Genomic DNA, 17,591 nt, shown 5'->3' on the forward strand with positions numbered 1-17,591 from the left:
ATGATTCAAGACATTGCGCCTCGTATATTCAATGATAGCTAAGGCAGGAATCTTCTGATTTCAATCAGGAGAGGAATGCCGGTCACTGTTTTTTCGAAGGTTCTTGGTAGGTTGGTTTTTGATATATTTTTCGACGATTTCTTTACTCATATTACCTAAGGTGCTCATGTAATAACTATTTGACCAGAGATGGCCGCCCCAAAGTTGTTGTTTGGTTTCAGGATGTTTCTCGAAAAACATCCGCGCAGAAGCGCCCTTAAAGGCCTTGACGATATTTGTAGGTGCGTATTTAGGTTTGAAACTGATTAGTAGGTGAACATGATCTGGCATAATTGCCATTGTTTCCACGGTGACTTCATTTAGTTGGGCAATTCGTGTCAAAATTTTCTTCATGTCAGACACCAACGTTGGTGTCGTAAAAATAGGCTTTCGGTATTTTGTGACCCAAATTAGGTGAAAATGGAAATTGTAGACATAACCTCGTTCGTAAATTGCATCCAGTAACCGACTATCTTCTTTACTCATCTGCATTCTCCTATGAATTTATTTATAAGTGTATTCAGTATGCTCTAATTAACTTATATGATATCATAATTTCATAGTGAAAGGAGGAAGTGACTTGCGTAAAACGATGGCCCAGTTACCGTATCATTACGGTGTAAAATTAAGAGTTTTTCCGTCTAATGAGCAGCAACGCTTGATCAAGCTGAACAGTGATGCTAGTCGATTCATTTACAACGAGATGAACGGCATGAACCGAGAGTTATTTGCGTTGCGCCAAGTTAAAACGCCCATTAAGCTAGTTCAGACACGGATTGAGACGTTGAAGCAACGATTAAAGCACCCGGCTATTAATATTTCTAATATTCACGGCTGGTTGAACGATCAAGCGCTCGACAGCGACATGAAGGCGAATGCCATCAAGAATTATCGCACCGCCTGGAAGAATTTTCGGAAAGTTCATCAAGTAGGGACGCCCGTGTTCCACAAGAAACGAACCGAACAAAAATATCAGACTTCCAATCACTATGCCAGTAAGGTTGAGACGCCCAACATGCTTAATGGGAGTGTTCGCCTATTAGATCATAAACATATCCAGCTATCCAAGCTGGGAAGATTACGATTTAAAGGCATGCCAGCTAAGTTAATTACACGTAAGTCCGAAATCCGTATTGGTACAACAACTATTTCAATGGACGCGACGGGCCGCTACTACGTTTCCTTGCAGTTGGCATCCGACCAGCCATTTGTTAACTTAGTAACGTCCAAGTCTGGGGCAGCCATTGGCATTGATTTAAACACGGATAATTTTCTGACGGATTCTAGCGCTAATGTGATTGCTAATCCTAGATTCTACCGGTCAATCAAGGGTAAGTTGGCTAAGGCCCAGCGGACACTATCTCGACGGGCGTTACGTGCCAAGAAGGCTCATCGGCCCTTGCGCGAATCTAAAAACTATCAGAAACAACGGCAACGGGTAGCCACTATCCAACGCAAAATAGCCAATCGACGGAAAAACTTCTTACATCTTGTTTCGACAGCACTGATCAAGAACCACGATTTGGTTGTCGCCGAAGAGCTAAGAAGCAAAAATCTTTTGCGCAACCATGCCCTGGCCATGAGTATTGCCGATGTTGGGTGGCGGACACTCCTAGGTATGCTTGCATATAAGGCTGATTTGTATAAACGCCATTTTGTGATCGTGGACCCACGAAATACTACACAAACGTGTAGTACTTGTGGCTTCGTCATGGGCACTGAGGCAACACAAAAGTTGACTCTGGCCAATCGACAATGGACCTGTCCGCGATGTGCAGCTTACCACGTTCGTGACCATAACGCAGCTAAAAATATTTTAGCTAAGGGATTAGCAGACTTAGAAGAACAGTAAGAAACATCAGTCCGTCTGGCAACCTGCGGACACTAAAGGCTTTGGTAATTAGCCCGTAAGACCTGCATGCAGGCAATCGCTGTATCTAAGCAAATTGTGGTCGTAACATTTTAGGATGTTGTTCCCACAAACCTCTGACTTTTAGTCAGGGGTGGTTGATGAACCAATTCGATCAGCAACGTGCCCCGCGGCCTACTGATGTGGTGTTTAGCTACCACGACGGCCAGATTCTCGTGGTTGATCAGCAAACCATCCCCCGTGTCAGTGACCTGACCCAGTGGGGCTTCGCAACCAGCCAGTTGATCTATTTATTTACGATCGACGAAACGGCCTATTACTTGACCCTAGAAACCGTTGCGCCAACGACTCGTCGCCAGTATCAACCCGTTAACACACTGCGACACCTACAACCGCAGTCACTGGCCTTCGCCAGCGCTACAGCCGCGCATTTGGGCCACTGGTATGCCAGTAACCAATTTTGCGGGCGTTGTGGCCACCGATTGACGGCTAGTGACACGGCGCGAAAACTGGTTTGCGATAATTGTGGCAATCAGCTGTTTCCCACCATTTCGTCAGCCATCATCGTGGGCGTGACCCATGGTGAGCAGCTCCTCTTGACGAAATTTTTAATGGGCTATGACCGCTATGCCTTGCTGTCAGGATATGTTGAAATCGGTGAGATGCTGGCGGATACGGTGCGACGCGAGGTCCACGAAGAGGTTGGTCTGAGCGTCCACAACATCCGCTACTATGGCAGCCAGCCCTGGGGCTTTTCGGGGTCGTTGCTGGTCGGCTTCTTTGCGGATCTGGATCAGGTCCATGCGATTGACCTAGAAGAAGACGAACTGGCTCAGGCCAAGTGGTTTGACCGCCACGCCATCCCCCACGATGACACGACCACGAGTCTGAGCTGGCAAATGATCGAGGCATTTCGCCGCGGTGACGCATAGTTGGCCGGTCTTGCACCAGGCACGAGCGTTGTGGTAGAGTGGATTTTACGAGGAGTGACGTTAATGAGTGTAAACCATTGCCGTGGATTGTCCGGCACGTATCAGTGCAAGTATTAGCCAGCAGCAGGACTCCCACCAACGGGGATTCCGGGCTGTTGACGCAAGGAGAAAAATGGATTTAAAAGAAATTACGCAATTAGATCAAATCTTGGCTACCGTCGCAACCTACACCCATAGTCAGCGCGCGGCCGATGACTTGCAGGCTGCGCCTAACCAGACGGACCTGTCGACGGTCAAACGCAACCTGACGCTCACCGCAGAGGCCCACCGGCTGTTAGCGCACAACGTCTTGTTCACGTACTTTGACCTGGACCAGCTGACGGCTTTGCAGACCAAGCTCGACCAAGGGCTGCTGTTGAATGCGGCGCAACTGGGCCTCATCAGTGAGTTTTTGACCAACTTGCAGCGGTTAAAGACTACGCTACACACGCACCAAACGCTGGCGCCACAACTGGATGAGTTGCTACAACCAGCGAGTCAACTCGGTGATTTGCAAGGGCGTTTAGCCCACGTTATCGTCCACGGCAAAGTCGCCGACGATGCGACCCCCAAGCTAGCGGATATTCGCCGGCAGATGGCCAAGCAACGGAAACAGGTCCAAGCCGCATTGACGCAGTTTGTCCAAAAACATGCCCATTCCGTTCGCAGTACGCGGTTGATTACGCGCAATGACCGGGTGACCGTGCAGCTCAAGGCCAGTGAAAAGCACCGCTTCAGTGGACAGGTCATTGACCAGTCATCGACCGGGTCCACGGTTTTCTTTGAACCGGCCACAGTCGCCAAGAAGAGTGCCGTGTTAGCGGGTTTGGTCGCCGACGAGAGTGCCGAGGTCTATCAATTACTGGTCACCTTGACGGGCGACGTGTTGAACAGCTGGGACGACTTGACCAAGAACCAGGAACTGTTGAGCCACTTTGACCAGATCATGGCCCGCGGGCAATACGGGCTGGAGACTGACAGTCGTTTACCAGAATTGAATACGGATCAGCACGTCAAAATCGTGGCGGGACGTCACCCGCTCTTGAAAGATGCCGTGCCATTGGACATTGAACTGGCCCCGCAACAGGGACTCATGATCACCGGGGCTAATTCCGGTGGGAAGACCGTGGTCTTGAAGACCATCGCATTGTTTGCCCTGATGGTTCAGGTGGGCTTGGAACTGCCGGCCGCGGCTGGGACGCAAATGGCCGTCTTCAGTCAGTTCTGGATCGATATCGGTGATAACCAAAGCATCACGGCCCAGCTGAGTACGTTCGCTGCCGAGATGACGACGCTGGTCGACATGACCGACCACATCCAGGCCAACGCATTGGTTTTACTGGATGAAATCGGGAGCGGGACGGACCCAGAAGAAGGCTCGGCCTTAAGTATTGCCATCATTGAATACCTGCGACAGCAGCACGCCACCATCATTGCCACGACCCACTTCAGTGCAATCAAGGAATACGCGGTGGACTGTCCGACCTTCATGACGGCCACCATGGCCTTTGACCCCAAGACGCTGCAGCCAACGTATCGCTTGTTGTTGCATCAAGTTGGGGCCAGCGAGGCCATTTGGCTGGCTGAACGGTTGGGATTGTCGCAGTCGATCATCGCCGCCGCACGACACCGGTTGGCAGATCAGACGACATCTACTGAGTAAAACGAAAAGAGTGGGACCGGCTGACTTTTGGGCCCAGGCTTCAGCAAGTTAAATTCACAGATACCAAAGAGTTTGGGCATTTGTTCCAAACTCTTTTATTTTGGCGAGCGTTTTACTTGCCTTAGGGCTACCCGAAGCTAGTATGATGAAGGCATCATCGATACTGGGGGGAGCACATATGCAAGTTAAATCAAGCAAGTTGTTAGTCGTACTCTTATTACTTACAGGGCTGTTGACGGGGTGTACGCACCGGGTGGCCACGCATAAATACGTGCAGTCGGCGACACCGACATTGTTTTTCCACGGTGGTGGGAGTAGCTACCGAGCCGAGGAGCACATGGCGCAGGCGGCAAAGAAGGCCGGCGTTACGAATACGATCATTCGGGCCATGGTCGACCGGCGTGGGCAGGTCCGACTGGCTGGCCAGATCAAGTCAGGGGCCGTCAATCCCATCGTGGAGGTCAACTACGCGGACAATCGCCAGCTGAATTACCACAAGCATGGCATCTGGGCGACGCACGTGGTCCAAGCCCTGCAGCAGCAGTATCACATCAAATCAATCAATATGGTCGGTCATTCATTGGGCAACATTTCACTGATTTATTATTCATTGGAAAACAGTGGGTCGCAGAAATTGCCAAAACTGCGTAAACAAGTCGATATCGCCGGCCACTTTGCGGGTCTGAACTTCCGGGACGTCCCGGCGGCGGTCAGACAACCAGCAGGTCTCAAGCTTAACGCGGCGGGAAAGCCCAATCACATGAACGCCACCTACCGTGAGATGACGCGGTTGCGCCAGGTACTGCCGAAAGATCAGGTTCGAGTGCTCAACTTATACGGCAACATTGGCCATCACACGGACGGCACCGTGCCCAACGTGTCCAGTCTGTCGCTCAAGTATTTGGTGGCGCCCCGCGCCAAGTCCTACCGAGAACATGAATTCACAGGCAAACTAGCGCGCCACAGTAAGCTCCATGATAATCCGCAGGTGGACCGGGTACTGATCCACTTCTTGTGGAGCCGGTAAACGTTCACTAAAATCACTGAAAAATGCGTGCGGGATAAACTTACCCTGAACGCATTTTTAATCGGTTACGGTTTAACGCAAATGCTTACGCCAGAACCAATAGGCGCCACCCAGTATTAGGCCCATGAGAACCGCGCGCAGGCCCCAACCGATGGCCCACAAGATCACTAGCTGATGCAAAATCTGTTGCCAGTCGGTCGCTGAGTCAAGGGTCAGACTGAGAAGCATCGTCACTTCACCTCCTGGGGCGTGTCCTGCGCAACTAATAGCGCCAGGTTGCGGGCAAATGCGGCTTGCGCAACGGGTGCTAGTAACCGTAGTGGGATGGTTAAGGCGGTCGGTTCAATCACCGTTAAGGTTTCTGTAATTTGGGTACCCGTTGTCATGACGGTGAGCGTGAACGTCAGCGTGTACGTCAGTCGGTCGCCCGTACTGTGATAGTCGACCTGCGAAGCCGTCGCTGTGACGGTAACGTCTTCACTGAGGTTCAAAGCCGGTTGCTGGCGGGTGAGGTGCACACCAGTCTCAGTGGGTGTGACCTGCGTGATGGCCGGGTTCCAGCGGGGGAGATCGGTTAGATCCAGTAGGCGGGTGCGTACCTGAGTTGGTGTCAGAGTTGTGTACAGGGTGTTTTGAAATAGTGGTGTGTTCATCTAGTTTGCCTTCCTTCATTGGGATGGCTTGAGCATACCCTGGATGCGGGGTTACGGGTAATCAATATCTTGATAATTCATGGTTAAGTGCCTGAATGGGTAAAGGAGCCGATACGATTTTTCGCTAACAGGGGGTGACAAATTCCCGGTGGATTTCGTTAGTAAGGGTAGAGGGAGATTTTTAACGACTAGCTAAAAAACGACTAACGGCTGTCTTCGGGGCAGCTGCTAGTCGCATTTAGGGATAACGTCAATTTTTTGCCCATTTTGGCACCAACTCGGGTATCATAAGGGTAACGACACTAACGGAGGCGGAAACGATGTTAAAAGACGAGCAGATTGTTTGGGCGATTCATCAGATGGAAGCAGAAATGGGACCGGTGGGGCCGTCACTGGACTCACGGACGCCATTTCAGTATTTGGTTTCGGTGATTTTGAGTGCTCAGGCCACGGACGTTTCCGTCAATAAGGTCACGCCGATGTTATTTACCAAATACCCGACGCCCAAGGACCTGATGGCGGCTGAGGTTACCGACGTGGAGGCCATCATCAAGAGCGTGGGTCTCTTTCACAACAAGGCCCGCAACATCATCAAGACGGCCCGCATCGTTCACGAGGAACTCGATGACGTGGTGCCTACCGACCGTAAAGGCATCATGGCCTTGCCGGGCGCGGGGCGGAAGACAGCCAATGTCGTCTTGAGTGACGTCTTTGCCCAACCGACGTTTGCGGTGGACACTCACGTTTCAGCAATCTCTAAACGACTACACTTCGTCGACCAGGCGGCATCCCCGCTACAGGTCGAAAAGCGCATCGTCGGCGTCCTAAAACCGGCAGAACTGCACCAGGCGCACCACACGATGATTGAATTTGGCCGGAAGTATTCCATGAAATTGACACCGGAAAAGGAAGTTTGTCAGTTGATCAAGGATTGTGACCAACTGAATGAGGAAAATGAGGCGTTGGGCTAACTAGTTGCCCGTATTTGATGAGTTGGCGGCCGCTTGAGCTTGGCGTTTGACGTAATCAATGGCCAGCACCAGACCCACTAACAGAAGACTGTCGGTCTCATCTTGAATCGTGATCTCGTACTTGTCGCCCACGCTGAACCAGCGCTTGTCCACGGTACCAACGACTTGACCGTTGCGTGAGACAGAGAAATTCATATCCCAAAAGTCACCGGTTACCGTGAGTCCAGCCGCAACCAACTCATAACGCGGTTTAACCAAACTGAATTGTTTTTGAATCGTCGCCACCGACTGGCCGCCGATTGCTAGGTCAAAGCTGGCTAGCCAGTGCAACGGTCGTTTGGTCACGCTGGCGACCACGTGATCCTGTAAGTCGAAGATATCAAAGCGCTTGGGAATCTTAAATAGGCTACCTTGAGCGCGGTAGACCGGCTGTTCGCGGTCGTCATAGATGGTGAATTTTTCGCGAACGGACCAGACTTTTTGATCCAAATAGAGTTTACGCATGTCTCGTTCTCCAATCTTGTTGCGGTATTGGTTTCTATGATACCGGAGTTTTGACCAACTGGATAGCCTTCGTGCTAAAAATTGCTGGCGATTCAGGTTTGGTGCATTGAACGTGGTTAGTAACAGGTAGCACTTAGACAATCTACTTTTAAAGGGGCGTGTGAGAATTGCAGTACACATTTATCGGTGACATTCATTCAGCGGCCGACGATCTGGCGGTGCTTCTACAGGCCGATGCGCTACAGGATAGTCGTCTGATTTTCCTAGGCGATTACATCGATGGCCACGCGATGCGGATGGGGGCAGACCAGCCGAGTCCTATCGTGCCACTTGCGGTGCTGGATATGATTATGGACCGTGTACAAAATCATGGCGATTGCGCTCTGCTAGGTAATCACGATGACTTTTGGGTCCAAACGTCGCGCGGTGACGACCTGAGTTATCAGACTTGGCGGCTTAACGGCGGTGCAAAAACTTGGCATCAATTGGGGATTCATTCCAGTAATCCGCGGGCAGTCGCCGCAGCGTTAAACCATGAGCCGCTCCAACGCTATACACAGTTTTTGACCGGACTCCCGATTGCTTGGAAGAAGCCCCACATCCTTGCTGTGCATGCGGGAATCGACTGGGAACGCCCGCTTAACCAACAGTTACGTGACGACTTGCTCTGGATCCGTGATGATTACTATTTTGATCAAAACCGGTCGTGGCATCGCAATCTGACGGACAAGGTTATCGTGACCGGGCATACACCGGTCCAGACGTTGACGGCGTCGGGCTACGGGTTCATTAAGATGCAGGCAGATGCGCAGGACATACCGCGGTACCTCATTGATGCGGGCAGTCGTTCGGGCGCTCGCAACGGCGGGATTTTTGCCCTCACGTTGACTGAACAGGGTGAGGTCGTCGCGATGAATTGGGTGATTAAGGGCCAACTCTATGATGGTGCGGAGGCACATTTGATGTGATGCTGAATTAGTGTTTGGTTACGATGCCAACCACACAAAACGACAATTAAAGCTGGTGCTCGGCCGGTCAAAATGGTTGTTAAGCATGGGGTTTTTATGTTGAATGCAATTACATTAGCCTTGAGTTGAAGACAGTGATTAGGAGTGGTGGCATATGGAAACGACTATTCAAAAAATTGGTCATTCAGTCGGTCAAGAAATTTGCGAAAGAAGTTCACCACAAAGAGATCTGGAATTCATTTGAAAAGATTGCCATAGAACAAGCAGATTTGTCGCTTTTTCGTACGTAATCGCGTACAATATGAGTACGAAATGAGGTGCTAAAAATGGCTTTAGCTGCGACACAAAGTGCATTTAGAACACATATGAAAGACTATTTGGATCAAATCAACGATGAAGACGAGACGGTTTATGTCGCCCGCTCTAATAATCGCGCTGTGGCAATTATTTCACAGGAGAAGATGGACTGGATGGAACGGGCACTAAAAGCGAAAGAAGACTCCCTGGAATATGCAGTTGCCCGTGACCAGCTGATTCGGCGGGGAGTCTTACCCGATGATGAGGTCGTCACAGCAGACGATCACTACTGGAGCCAGTTTTAATGGTGGAGCGAAAGTTAAGATTTAAACCCAGAAAAACGTTTAATGCCGATCTTAAGCACTTAGCAACAATTGACCATCAGATTGTTGATGAAGTTCGTGCGGCTATCGAAGTCTTACTAACAGGACATGCGTTACCAGCTGAGTTTGGTGATCACCAATTACAACGCCGTTTGGCGGGCTACCATGAATTTCACTTACGCGATACGCCAAAAGGACAACAGCCCAATGAACGCAACGATATCGTGGTTATTTACGCGGTAGACGAAGATGACCTCATCCTAATTGGGATTCGAATAGGCACGCATGATAAGCTGTTTTTTAAACAGAATCACGCTAATAAGTGAGTTGTAAAAAGGCGTTGTGTGATTAAGGCAGCGTGATCTAGACAAAGTCGTCGGCATCCCCTTGAACTAGAAGTCGGTCAACGTCAGCATATTTTTTAGTAATAGGTTCCATAAATAGGGTATGATATGATAGGAACTGAGCTAAAAGATTCCTGAAGGAGGCCATCAACATGGCAGACGTTTTACTAGTCATTGATCTTCAAAACGGGGTTTGTTACGGTGAACAGACCGCCGCAAACATGTCCCACGTCCTTACCGGCATCAATGCCCGGATTGCGGCGTATCGCAAGGCGAAAAAGCCGATTGTTTTTATCCAGCATTCGGATGAAGACCTGGTCCAAGGCACGCACGATTGGGAATTGATTCCCGACCTGGATTATCGCGACACGGACCCCTTAGTCTCAAAGCACCATGCTAACGCCTTTTACCATACTAATTTACGGCGGGTACTGACGAGTTTCGCTGCTGAATCATTGGAAATCTGTGGTGCCCAGGTTGAATACTGTGTGGACACCACGACTAAGGTCGCTCATGGTATCGGTTACGACCTACAAATGACCCGCGGGTTAACGACCACAGTGGATAACAAATTCATGACGGCTGACCAAACCATTGCCTTTTTCGAGGGTATTTGGGATCATCGATTTGTCACAATGCTAGAGGCTTAATGCAAGCAAATTCAGAAGAATCGGCATGCTTTTCCCAATCTGGGAGGCATGCCGATTTTTTATGGTCGATTTGCTGAGGCAAAGCGGGCCACTAAGTCTCCCAGATATCGCGGTGATTCCACGAAACCGTGGGTGACCCAGGTGACGGCCACGTTGATGACAGCTCCGGAAAAGAATTCCAGGTAGTACGGTTCATTGATTCGTGAGCCGTGGAGCCGATGCTGCTTCTTCAGGAGCTGGAAAACGGTTTGAAAGGTTTGCAGCAAGACAGCCAACTGACCATTTTTAATCAGTAGCTGATAGGTACCAGCTTCAGACTGGACCAACTCGAAGTAGTGCGTCATTAGGTCGGCCAGACTAACCTGTGCGGACCGCGGCAGTCGCCGGAGGTAGCGCAACATGTTCTGCGTTTGATAGCGCGTGATGATTTGATTGAAGTCTTGATAGTTGCGGTAGAAATAAGTTCGTGAGACCTGGGCGTGCTGACACAACTCGGTGATGGAAATTGTGGCCAGTGGTTTTCGGGCCATTAGCGTTAGCAAGGCATGGTAGATGGCTGCTAAGTTTTGTTGCTTACGGACTTGTGGGTTCATGGGTCACAACATCCCCCTTTCTGTAACCTAAAGCTAGTGTATCTGAATGACAATCGATAAACTAGCGATAACACTTGAGGAGGGGATCTTTGATTATGAAGCGAGCAACAAAACTAGTGGGGACCATGGCCATCGGCATTTTTCTGTGTATGTTAGACACCACGGTCATGAACATTGCGCTACCGGCAATTCAAACGGGGCTGGGCACCGACTTGACACAGTTATCTTGGGCCCTTAACCTGTACACCATTCTATTTGCAACACTGACGATTCCACTGGGACGGCTAGCCGATATTTATGGGCGGCACCGGGTATACCTGTTGGGATTGGGGCTGTTTTTAGCGGGCTCATTGGTCTCGGGATTGGCCAGTAATGTCGCGTGGCTAATCGGTGGTCGGGGCATTCAGAGCTTGGGAGCGGCAATCGTTTTTCCGGCTAGCATGACGATTGGCATCAACAGCGTCCCTTTGGCTAAACGAACGCGGGTCATCGCCACGTTGGGCATTACGCAGGGGCTGGCCGCGGCGTTGGGACCAACGATTGGGGGTATGGTGACCCAGTTTCTGGGCTGGCGCGGGATTTTCCTGATGAATGTGCCATTGACGCTGTTGTCAGTGGGCGTGGGCCTTTGTTGGCAGCTATTTGACCTGCACGAACGGCGCCGTGCGTCTGAACGTTTAGACCTGGGTGGCGCGGTTCTGTCGATGACGCTGCTCTTTAGCTTGACGCTATTGCTAGTTAAGGGCAACGACTGGGGGTGGACGAGTCTGCGTTGTCTAGGGTTAGGCGGGCTGAGCAGCTTGGCACTGGCAAGTTTTCTTCTCGTCGAAGCCCATGCGAAACACCCCATGGTCCCTTTGGTGCTTTTCAAAGATCGGCAGTTTGTAGGGGCAGCCATTATGACCGTGATGTCGGGAATCTTTCTAGTCGCCTTGCTGGTGTTGATGCCGAGCTTCTTTACAAGGGTACAACTAAAAGGCACATTGTTGGCCGCGATGATGGTAACGCCAGCCTCAGTCATGATCTTTGTCTGGTCGCCGCTCAGTGGCTTACTATTGGCTAGACTGGGACCGCGGTTGGTGATTTTGACAGGGAGCCTGACCATGATTGGCGGATACATTGTATTGGCTCGCATGAACCCCAATCAGTATTGGCAAGTCTTCGTGGCGACAGTTCTGATTGGGGCGGGTTACGGCATCATCATTGGCCCAATCACGGTACTGGCGGCTGGCGAGTTCACCGGTAAGCTCCTAACGGCATCGCAGAGCGTGATTGGGGTCTTTCGCCAAATTGGGACATCGCTAGCGGTCGCCATCTTCGTCTCTGCGCTGTCGGCGAATTTAGCGGTTGCCAAAACTAATGTATGGACATTTGCGCAAAATGAAATTGCCATGCTGCCAGTGACCGCGCAAGTCAAGCGAGAGGCGCTTGCTCAGGCCAACAACCAGTTAGCTACAGGCTCGCTGCCGCAGCACCCGCAAACGACCTTCATTGGTCAAGCAAAAGCCAACCAGTTGAGCCAACGTTATTACCAGCAGGCACTCGTCCAGCACGGGTTGACACAGGCACCAGTGCCGACTAAACGGGCGATCTACCAACGCGTTAAACAAACCGTCACGCAACAAGTAGCTCATGACAATCGTGTCTTAGCGAGACTGGCAGCGACCATTTACCGCAAAACGAAGCGTCAACTGATCAGGGCCTTTATACGGCCATATCGAGTTGCGATGCCGTTTACGTTGGTCATGCTGCTGCCGATTTTTCTGTTTAGAAAACAGCGAGATTATCTGGAACGTGAATGTATTGAAAACAATGAGTGATTGACGACGGGTGAAAAATTTTAAAAATAGCAAAAGCACGGATTGCTGTCTCCGGTCTGTGGTTTTTTGAACGCTGGTTAAATTCGCAGTTCTACTTCGCGAATTTTGTAAGCGGAGTTGGTTGCGTCATTAAGCGAATCTGGTAAAGTTGTACTAACGAGATAATGAGGAGGCAGTGTCAGTGACAATTACAGCGCATCAAGATTGGTTGGTCAATTTCTACCAGCAACGAAATTGGTATCAATATTCGCCCTTTGTTCACTTAAATTTTCTGACTGAAGAGACGGGTGAAGTTTCTCGAGCAATTCGGGCGATTGAGATAGGTCGTGACCATCCGGGAGAGAAGACGACGACCCCTGAAGAGTTACGGGCAAATCTGAAGGAAGAATTAGCGGATACTTTGGATCAGGTGTTAGTCATTAGTAGTCTCTATGATATTGATGCGAAAGACCTCTTGCAAGCAAGCGAACAGAAGTTGAAGCGGCGATTTAAATGACAGGGACAAAAAAATTTTACGTGGCCGGTTCCTTTAAAAGGATGTCACTAGTCAATGGGATTGCAACGCAACTTGAAACTTCTGGCTTCAAGCAAACCTATGATTGGACTAAGCATGTAGCAGAACCTAGCCTAGCAGATCTTCGGAAAATTGCTCAAGCTGAATATGCTGGCATCGTCGACTGTGACTTCTTTGTTTTCGTTTTTCCTGGTGGCAAAGGGGCCAATGTTGAATTTGGAATTGCAACCGCGTTACATAAGCCAATCTACGTTTTGGATACAATTAACCAGATTAAGAATCCAGCAGAGACGAGTACCTTTTACCTCATGGATCACGTTCATGCGTTTCACGGAACAGTTGCTGAGTTTAAAGTGTTTATTCTGAGTCGTGAATGATTTGTTAATTCGGTGATCTACAATCATGGTTTGTTTGTCCTATGAATGGCTTAGTCAGTGGGAGGTAAGTAGTATGGCAAAGAACATTCTTTTCGATGATTATCTTGCTGAGCAACTTAAAGACCCCAAGTTCAAGGTAGGATTCGATGCTGGATCCGCCAGGCTAGAGAACGCAGTGGCCTTAATGAATGAGCGTGAACGCGCTGGCTTAACGCAACGTGAGTTAGCCAAGCGTGCAAATGTTCCGCAATCAACTGTCGCGCGAATTGAACGTGGGCAAAATACCAGCTTTGATACAATGAGTAAGATTGCCTTTGCACTTGAAAAGAAACTTAAGGTCGAATTTACCTAAGATAGCGCCTTTCATGCAAGTGAGAGCCAGTCCCAAGTTGATTTAGATAACACGCAAAAGCGTTCAGAACTAGGATTCTGGGCGCTTTTTGTCGTGTATGTAGGTTGATATGACCATTGAAGATTATTAAAACAAAAAAATAAGTTGCCCATCAATTTGCTTAGTGACTAGAGACGAAAATGTTGGTTAAGCCAATTTGCTCGTGATAAGTTTAAAGGACAGGTAAGACCACCATCAGAAACCCAAACGACCTCCGGCTTGCAAAATGATCACTATACAGTTATTCTATATATAGTTGGACTGTATAGTGTACGATTGCTAACCACTGGAGGAAAAAATGAAACGAGATAAAAATTTGCCCTTAACCGAGACCACCTACTATATTTTACTGGTCTTAACCCAGCCGCTACACGGTTATGGCGCGATTCAAGAGATTGCCCGCATCAGTCAGGGGACAGTAAAGGTGGCCGCGGGGACCATGTATGGGGCGACTGAGAATCTGCTGAAATTAAAATGGATCAAAGAAGTGCCGGGGCCGGATAAGCGACGGCGCGTCTATCAAATTACACCCGCTGGCCGAAAAATCATGACGTTGGAAACGGCGCGGCTGCGCCAACTGGGGACGTTAGCGCAGTCATTTGGGTATTAATTGGGGAGGATGATGACATGAAAAAATTTCGCGTATTTTTAAATCTTGACGAAGAAGAAAATTGGATTAATGGCGTGCAGGCTGCGGGCTACCGCTTGACGTTTGTGAATCATATCTTGCATAGCTATACCTTTGTACCGTTGACAGTTGCAGATGAATTTACACCGACAGTGCGGTTGGACTTTCGCGATCACGGGCTGAGCTGGCGGAACTATCAGGATTATCGGCAACTCTTTAACGATAGCGGTTGGCGTTTGATTGGCGGCAGTCGTCACGGTGGTGTACAATACTTTCAGCAACGCAGGGACTCGGTCGACAACGCCATCTTTTCGGATGAACGATCAAAGCAGGACAGTCGTCGCCGTTACAGTCGGATGGGTTATTTCTATGGTGTCTTGTTTCTCACCGTGTTTTTCGGTTTGACTCACCTCAGCTCAGGTGTGAATGTTTTTAATTTTCAGAGTTGGTATTTAACACCCGGATTGTGGCAAATGCAGGGTAACCGGTTTTGGCAAGCCTTTTGGTTCGAGACGCCTTGGGCACTACTGCGGGTCATCCCCGTCTATGCGTTTGGCGTGGCCAGTTTCGTGTACTTGGGACGAGCCTATTATGGTGCTGGGACACGCAATTAAATCTCTGTCTAAAAAGCTCTCAAGACTACGCAAACTAGCCTTGAGAGCCTTTTAATTTAAAATCTACCGATTACCACAAATAGTCAACTGGATTCTTAATATACTGATCATAAACATCCTGCACGACCGCCATTTGATCCGCCGTCAATGGTGCTAGGTCAGCGGCTGCGGTGTTGCGTTCAATTTGAGTCGGGTTGCTGGCGCCGGGAATCACGGCGGAAACGGCATCGTACATTAAGATGTAGCGTAAAGCCGTGGCTGCTAATTGGTCTGTCCCCAGGCGTTGCTTGAGTTCGTTCGCTGCCTTGACGCCGGTGAGGTAATCCACACCAGAGAAGGTTTCACCTTTATCAAAATGTTGGCCATCGCGATTGTTTGTCCGGTGGTCTTCGGGTGCGAACTTGGTATCAGCCGTGTATTTGCCGCTCAATAGGCCACTAGCCAGCGGTACCCGGGCCAAGATGCCGACATCATGTTGTTGGGCCAGTTCAAAGAATAACTTGGCTGGGCGTAACCGGAACATGTTGAAGATGATCTCGATACCAGCCACGTTGTAATCAAGAGTCTTGATGCCTTCTTCAACTTTTTCCACACTGACGCCGTAGTTGCGGATCTTACCTTGTTGCTGCAGGCGGTCGAGCTCAAAGAACGTTTCGGGTTGGTAGAGCACTTGGGTTGGTGGGCAATGGAGCAGCACCATATCCAATGTATCGAGTCCCATATTCTTCAAGGACTCTTCGACATACCTGTCAATGCTAGCGGGCGTAAAGTGGTCGGCCGTTAGCGGTTCTTCTTTGCGGCCGATTTTAGTGGTGAAATGAACGTCGGGGTGGGTCTTAATAAATTGTCCCACGGCACGTTCGCTGGCCCCGTTTTGATAGCCGTCAGCGGTATCAAAGAAATTGACGCCCTGTCCGTAGGCCTCGGCTAACGTTGCTTCGGCGTCCTGTTGACTAAAAGGCAGTCCCCATTTGCCGCCAAGTTGCCAAGTGCCAAGCGAGACCTCGCTGATGTTAAAGCCAGTTTTACCAAATTTACGATAGTTCATCTGTTCGTTAACTCCTTTAATGGGTGATTAATGATTGTCATGTATCTATAGTGTACTACTTTACTTTAATGACCTGAACTACATTTTCTCCAGTCCATGGCGCTGTTCTTCGTCAATGATATGCGTGTACAGCCCCGTGGCACTAGTCGAGTTCTGACCGAGTTGGGTGGCCACTAGCTGTTCGTTTTTGGTGGCCAGGTAGAGTTTTGAGGCTAAGGTGTGCCGCAGCTTGTGGGGCGTGATACGGACCTTAAACGCGGCCGAATACTTAGCCACCATTTTTTCCATCGAATTGGCCTGCATCCGTGAGGCCTGACCGCGATAACTACTGAGAAAGAGGGCGCGGTCGGCGCTGGTCGCATGATAGATGGCTTCACGGTGATCAACGTAGGCCTGGATGTATGGCAGCGTCCAGGGGGCAATGGGCACGGTATCACGCTGACCACCCTTACGGACAACACCGATCGTACCGGTCTTGAGGTTCAGATGCCGCAGGTCGGCGTTGGCTGCCTCGGATACCCGCAGGCCACTGCCTAGCAGCAAGGCGTTGATGGCCAGATCCCGGCGTTTGTCCCGATGAAAGTAGCGTTTCTTGGCTGGCGACAAGAGAGCCTCGTATTTCTGGTCAATGAAGTCTAGGTACTCATGGTCGGTGTTGCCCAGCATCAGCTTGGTCTTGAGGTTGGCCGCCCGGGTGGCATAGGTCTCGCTGGTGCGGACCAGGGCAATCTTATGCATGACGTTGCGGTCGAAATACGCCTCACCGTTGTCGTCCTCGGTATCTTCAGTCAGGTACTTGAACAACGAGGACAGGGCGTTTAGCGAGCGATTGATGGTCGGATGAGTCCGGCTACCGGGAGCGCCAGTTAATTTGGTCTGGTTCAGCAGGGCGGACTTGTACAGTTCTACGGTTTCCTTCTTTAATGTCGCTAAGACCTGAATGTCAATATCGGCGGGGCGTGTAGCAGAGGTCAACCCCTCACTGATCAGCCAATTAAAGAAGCGGCGGAACTCCGTCAAGTATTGGTATAGGGTAGCGGGTGACAAGGGAATGGTCGCTTTAGCCTGGTAGTATTCCTGCACGTACCAGGGCGCAGTGGCCAATTCTTCGTTGATGAGTTTTAGGTAATGCTGCTTTTCCATAGAAGTGGCCTCCAAACGTATGTTCTCATATGACTCTATGATACCGGTGAACGCCAAAATTAGCAAGCCCCCCGCCTGTTTTTCTGTATACTACTATCTTTAAAATATTTGTTTTAATGAAAGTAATCAGCTAAAGATCGATGGTACTACTGGAGACAGCTAGCCAACTACTGGATTTCAGCA

The 17,591-nt window shown here is 49.8% G+C and carries 22 protein-coding genes; 15 read left to right on the forward strand and 7 right to left on the reverse strand.

Features of this window, described 5'->3' with window-relative positions; translation table 11 throughout:
- Nucleotides 1-60 precede the first annotated feature (60 nt).
- The gene (tnpA, locus tag NGM66_RS04375; RefSeq protein WP_208909667.1) at nt 61-525 is read right to left on the reverse strand and encodes an IS200/IS605 family transposase; all 465 of its coding nucleotides are present in this window, start codon (nt 523-525) and stop codon (nt 61-63) included.
- 106 nt (nt 526-631) lie between these two features.
- On the opposite strand from tnpA, the gene NGM66_RS04380 reads away from it, so the two are divergent.
- The 4 genes from NGM66_RS04380 to NGM66_RS04395 all read left to right on the forward strand — a co-directional run bounded on the left by NGM66_RS04380 (nt 632) and on the right by NGM66_RS04395 (nt 5,570).
- Entirely contained in the window at nt 632-1,891 is a 1,260-nt protein-coding gene (locus tag NGM66_RS04380) for an RNA-guided endonuclease InsQ/TnpB family protein (RefSeq protein WP_208911031.1), read from the forward strand.
- A 158-nt stretch (nt 1,892-2,049) separates the two neighbouring features.
- Complete coding sequence (gene nudC / locus NGM66_RS04385) at nt 2,050-2,841, forward strand: NAD(+) diphosphatase (protein WP_208909665.1); 792 nt, start codon at nt 2,050-2,052, stop codon at nt 2,839-2,841.
- 172 nt (nt 2,842-3,013) lie between these two features.
- The gene (locus tag NGM66_RS04390; RefSeq protein WP_208909663.1) at nt 3,014-4,543 is read left to right on the forward strand and encodes an endonuclease MutS2; all 1,530 of its coding nucleotides are present in this window, start codon (nt 3,014-3,016) and stop codon (nt 4,541-4,543) included.
- Nucleotides 4,544-4,721: 178 nt separating this feature from the next.
- On the forward strand, nt 4,722-5,570 hold the full coding sequence (locus NGM66_RS04395; protein ID WP_208909661.1) for an alpha/beta hydrolase: 849 nt from the start codon (nt 4,722-4,724) through the stop codon (nt 5,568-5,570).
- 72 nt (nt 5,571-5,642) lie between these two features.
- Here the strand turns inward: NGM66_RS04395 and NGM66_RS04400 are convergent, their stop codons facing one another.
- Entirely contained in the window at nt 5,643-5,804 is a 162-nt protein-coding gene (locus tag NGM66_RS04400; protein ID WP_258115406.1) for a hypothetical protein, read from the reverse strand.
- On the reverse strand, nt 5,801-6,223 hold the full coding sequence (locus NGM66_RS04405; RefSeq protein WP_208909659.1) for an SRPBCC family protein: 423 nt from the start codon (nt 6,221-6,223) through the stop codon (nt 5,801-5,803). The genes NGM66_RS04400 and NGM66_RS04405 overlap by 4 nt, the downstream gene beginning before the upstream one ends.
- A 320-nt stretch (nt 6,224-6,543) precedes the next feature.
- Here NGM66_RS04405 and NGM66_RS04410 point away from each other — a divergent pair, with 320 nt between their 5' ends.
- Nucleotides 6,544-7,194, forward strand: coding sequence for an endonuclease III domain-containing protein (locus NGM66_RS04410; RefSeq protein WP_208909658.1), 651 nt, complete (start codon nt 6,544-6,546; stop codon nt 7,192-7,194).
- Here the strand turns inward: NGM66_RS04410 and NGM66_RS04415 are convergent, their stop codons facing one another.
- Nucleotides 7,195-7,698, reverse strand: coding sequence for an LURP-one-related/scramblase family protein (locus NGM66_RS04415; protein WP_208909656.1), 504 nt, complete (start codon nt 7,696-7,698; stop codon nt 7,195-7,197).
- Nucleotides 7,699-7,865: 167 nt separating this feature from the next.
- Between NGM66_RS04415 and NGM66_RS04420 the strand changes: the two genes are divergently transcribed.
- The 4 genes from NGM66_RS04420 (at nt 7,866) to NGM66_RS04435 (ending at nt 10,280) form a co-directional block, all read left to right on the forward strand.
- Nucleotides 7,866-8,666 (forward strand): metallophosphoesterase, encoded by an 801-nt coding sequence (locus NGM66_RS04420; protein WP_208909654.1) that lies wholly within the window; start codon nt 7,866-7,868, stop codon nt 8,664-8,666.
- 326 nt (nt 8,667-8,992) lie between these two features.
- Nucleotides 8,993-9,268 (forward strand): type II toxin-antitoxin system Phd/YefM family antitoxin, encoded by a 276-nt coding sequence (locus NGM66_RS04425; protein ID WP_208909653.1) that lies wholly within the window; start codon nt 8,993-8,995, stop codon nt 9,266-9,268.
- Entirely contained in the window at nt 9,268-9,612 is a 345-nt protein-coding gene (locus tag NGM66_RS04430; protein WP_208909652.1) for a type II toxin-antitoxin system YafQ family toxin, read from the forward strand. The genes NGM66_RS04425 and NGM66_RS04430 overlap by 1 nt, the downstream gene beginning before the upstream one ends.
- A 170-nt stretch (nt 9,613-9,782) precedes the next feature.
- Nucleotides 9,783-10,280 carry a cysteine hydrolase family protein gene (locus NGM66_RS04435; RefSeq protein WP_208909651.1) on the forward strand — a complete coding sequence of 166 codons (498 nt, stop codon included), beginning with the start codon at nt 9,783-9,785 and terminating at the stop codon, nt 10,278-10,280.
- Between the two features lie 59 nt (nt 10,281-10,339).
- On the opposite strand, the gene NGM66_RS04440 is transcribed toward NGM66_RS04435, so the two are convergent.
- The gene (locus NGM66_RS04440) at nt 10,340-10,873 is read right to left on the reverse strand and encodes a TetR/AcrR family transcriptional regulator (protein ID WP_208909650.1); all 534 of its coding nucleotides are present in this window, start codon (nt 10,871-10,873) and stop codon (nt 10,340-10,342) included.
- Nucleotides 10,874-10,968: 95 nt separating this feature from the next.
- Here NGM66_RS04440 and NGM66_RS04445 point away from each other — a divergent pair, with 95 nt between their 5' ends.
- From NGM66_RS04445 to NGM66_RS04470, 6 genes are all read left to right on the forward strand, one after another.
- Nucleotides 10,969-12,693: an MFS transporter gene (locus NGM66_RS04445; protein WP_208909649.1), complete on the forward strand. Its 1,725-nt coding sequence runs from the start codon at nt 10,969-10,971 to the stop codon at nt 12,691-12,693.
- A 181-nt stretch (nt 12,694-12,874) separates the two neighbouring features.
- On the forward strand, nt 12,875-13,189 hold the full coding sequence (locus NGM66_RS04450) for a MazG nucleotide pyrophosphohydrolase domain-containing protein (protein ID WP_208909648.1): 315 nt from the start codon (nt 12,875-12,877) through the stop codon (nt 13,187-13,189).
- Entirely contained in the window at nt 13,186-13,584 is a 399-nt protein-coding gene (locus NGM66_RS04455) for a nucleoside 2-deoxyribosyltransferase (protein WP_208909646.1), read from the forward strand. Before NGM66_RS04450 ends, NGM66_RS04455 begins: the two co-directional genes overlap by 4 nt.
- A 73-nt stretch (nt 13,585-13,657) precedes the next feature.
- Nucleotides 13,658-13,936 carry a helix-turn-helix domain-containing protein gene (locus tag NGM66_RS04460; RefSeq protein WP_208909644.1) on the forward strand — a complete coding sequence of 93 codons (279 nt, stop codon included), beginning with the start codon at nt 13,658-13,660 and terminating at the stop codon, nt 13,934-13,936.
- Between the two features lie 337 nt (nt 13,937-14,273).
- Nucleotides 14,274-14,585, forward strand: a complete 312-nt coding sequence (locus tag NGM66_RS04465; RefSeq protein WP_208909643.1) for a PadR family transcriptional regulator — start codon at nt 14,274-14,276, stop codon at nt 14,583-14,585.
- Between the two features lie 17 nt (nt 14,586-14,602).
- Complete coding sequence (locus NGM66_RS04470) at nt 14,603-15,217, forward strand: DUF2812 domain-containing protein (protein ID WP_208909642.1); 615 nt, start codon at nt 14,603-14,605, stop codon at nt 15,215-15,217.
- 70 nt (nt 15,218-15,287) lie between these two features.
- On the opposite strand, the gene NGM66_RS04475 is transcribed toward NGM66_RS04470, so the two are convergent.
- A complete protein-coding gene (locus NGM66_RS04475; protein WP_258115407.1) occupies nt 15,288-16,265 on the reverse strand; it encodes an aldo/keto reductase in 978 nt (325 codons plus the stop codon).
- A 78-nt stretch (nt 16,266-16,343) separates the two neighbouring features.
- Entirely contained in the window at nt 16,344-17,408 is a 1,065-nt protein-coding gene (gene xerS / locus NGM66_RS04480; protein ID WP_208909640.1) for a tyrosine recombinase XerS, read from the reverse strand.
- Nucleotides 17,409-17,591 lie beyond the last annotated feature (183 nt).

This window comes from Levilactobacillus yiduensis, from assembly GCF_024718525.1.
Lineage (GTDB): Bacteria > Bacillota > Bacilli > Lactobacillales > Lactobacillaceae > Levilactobacillus > Levilactobacillus yiduensis.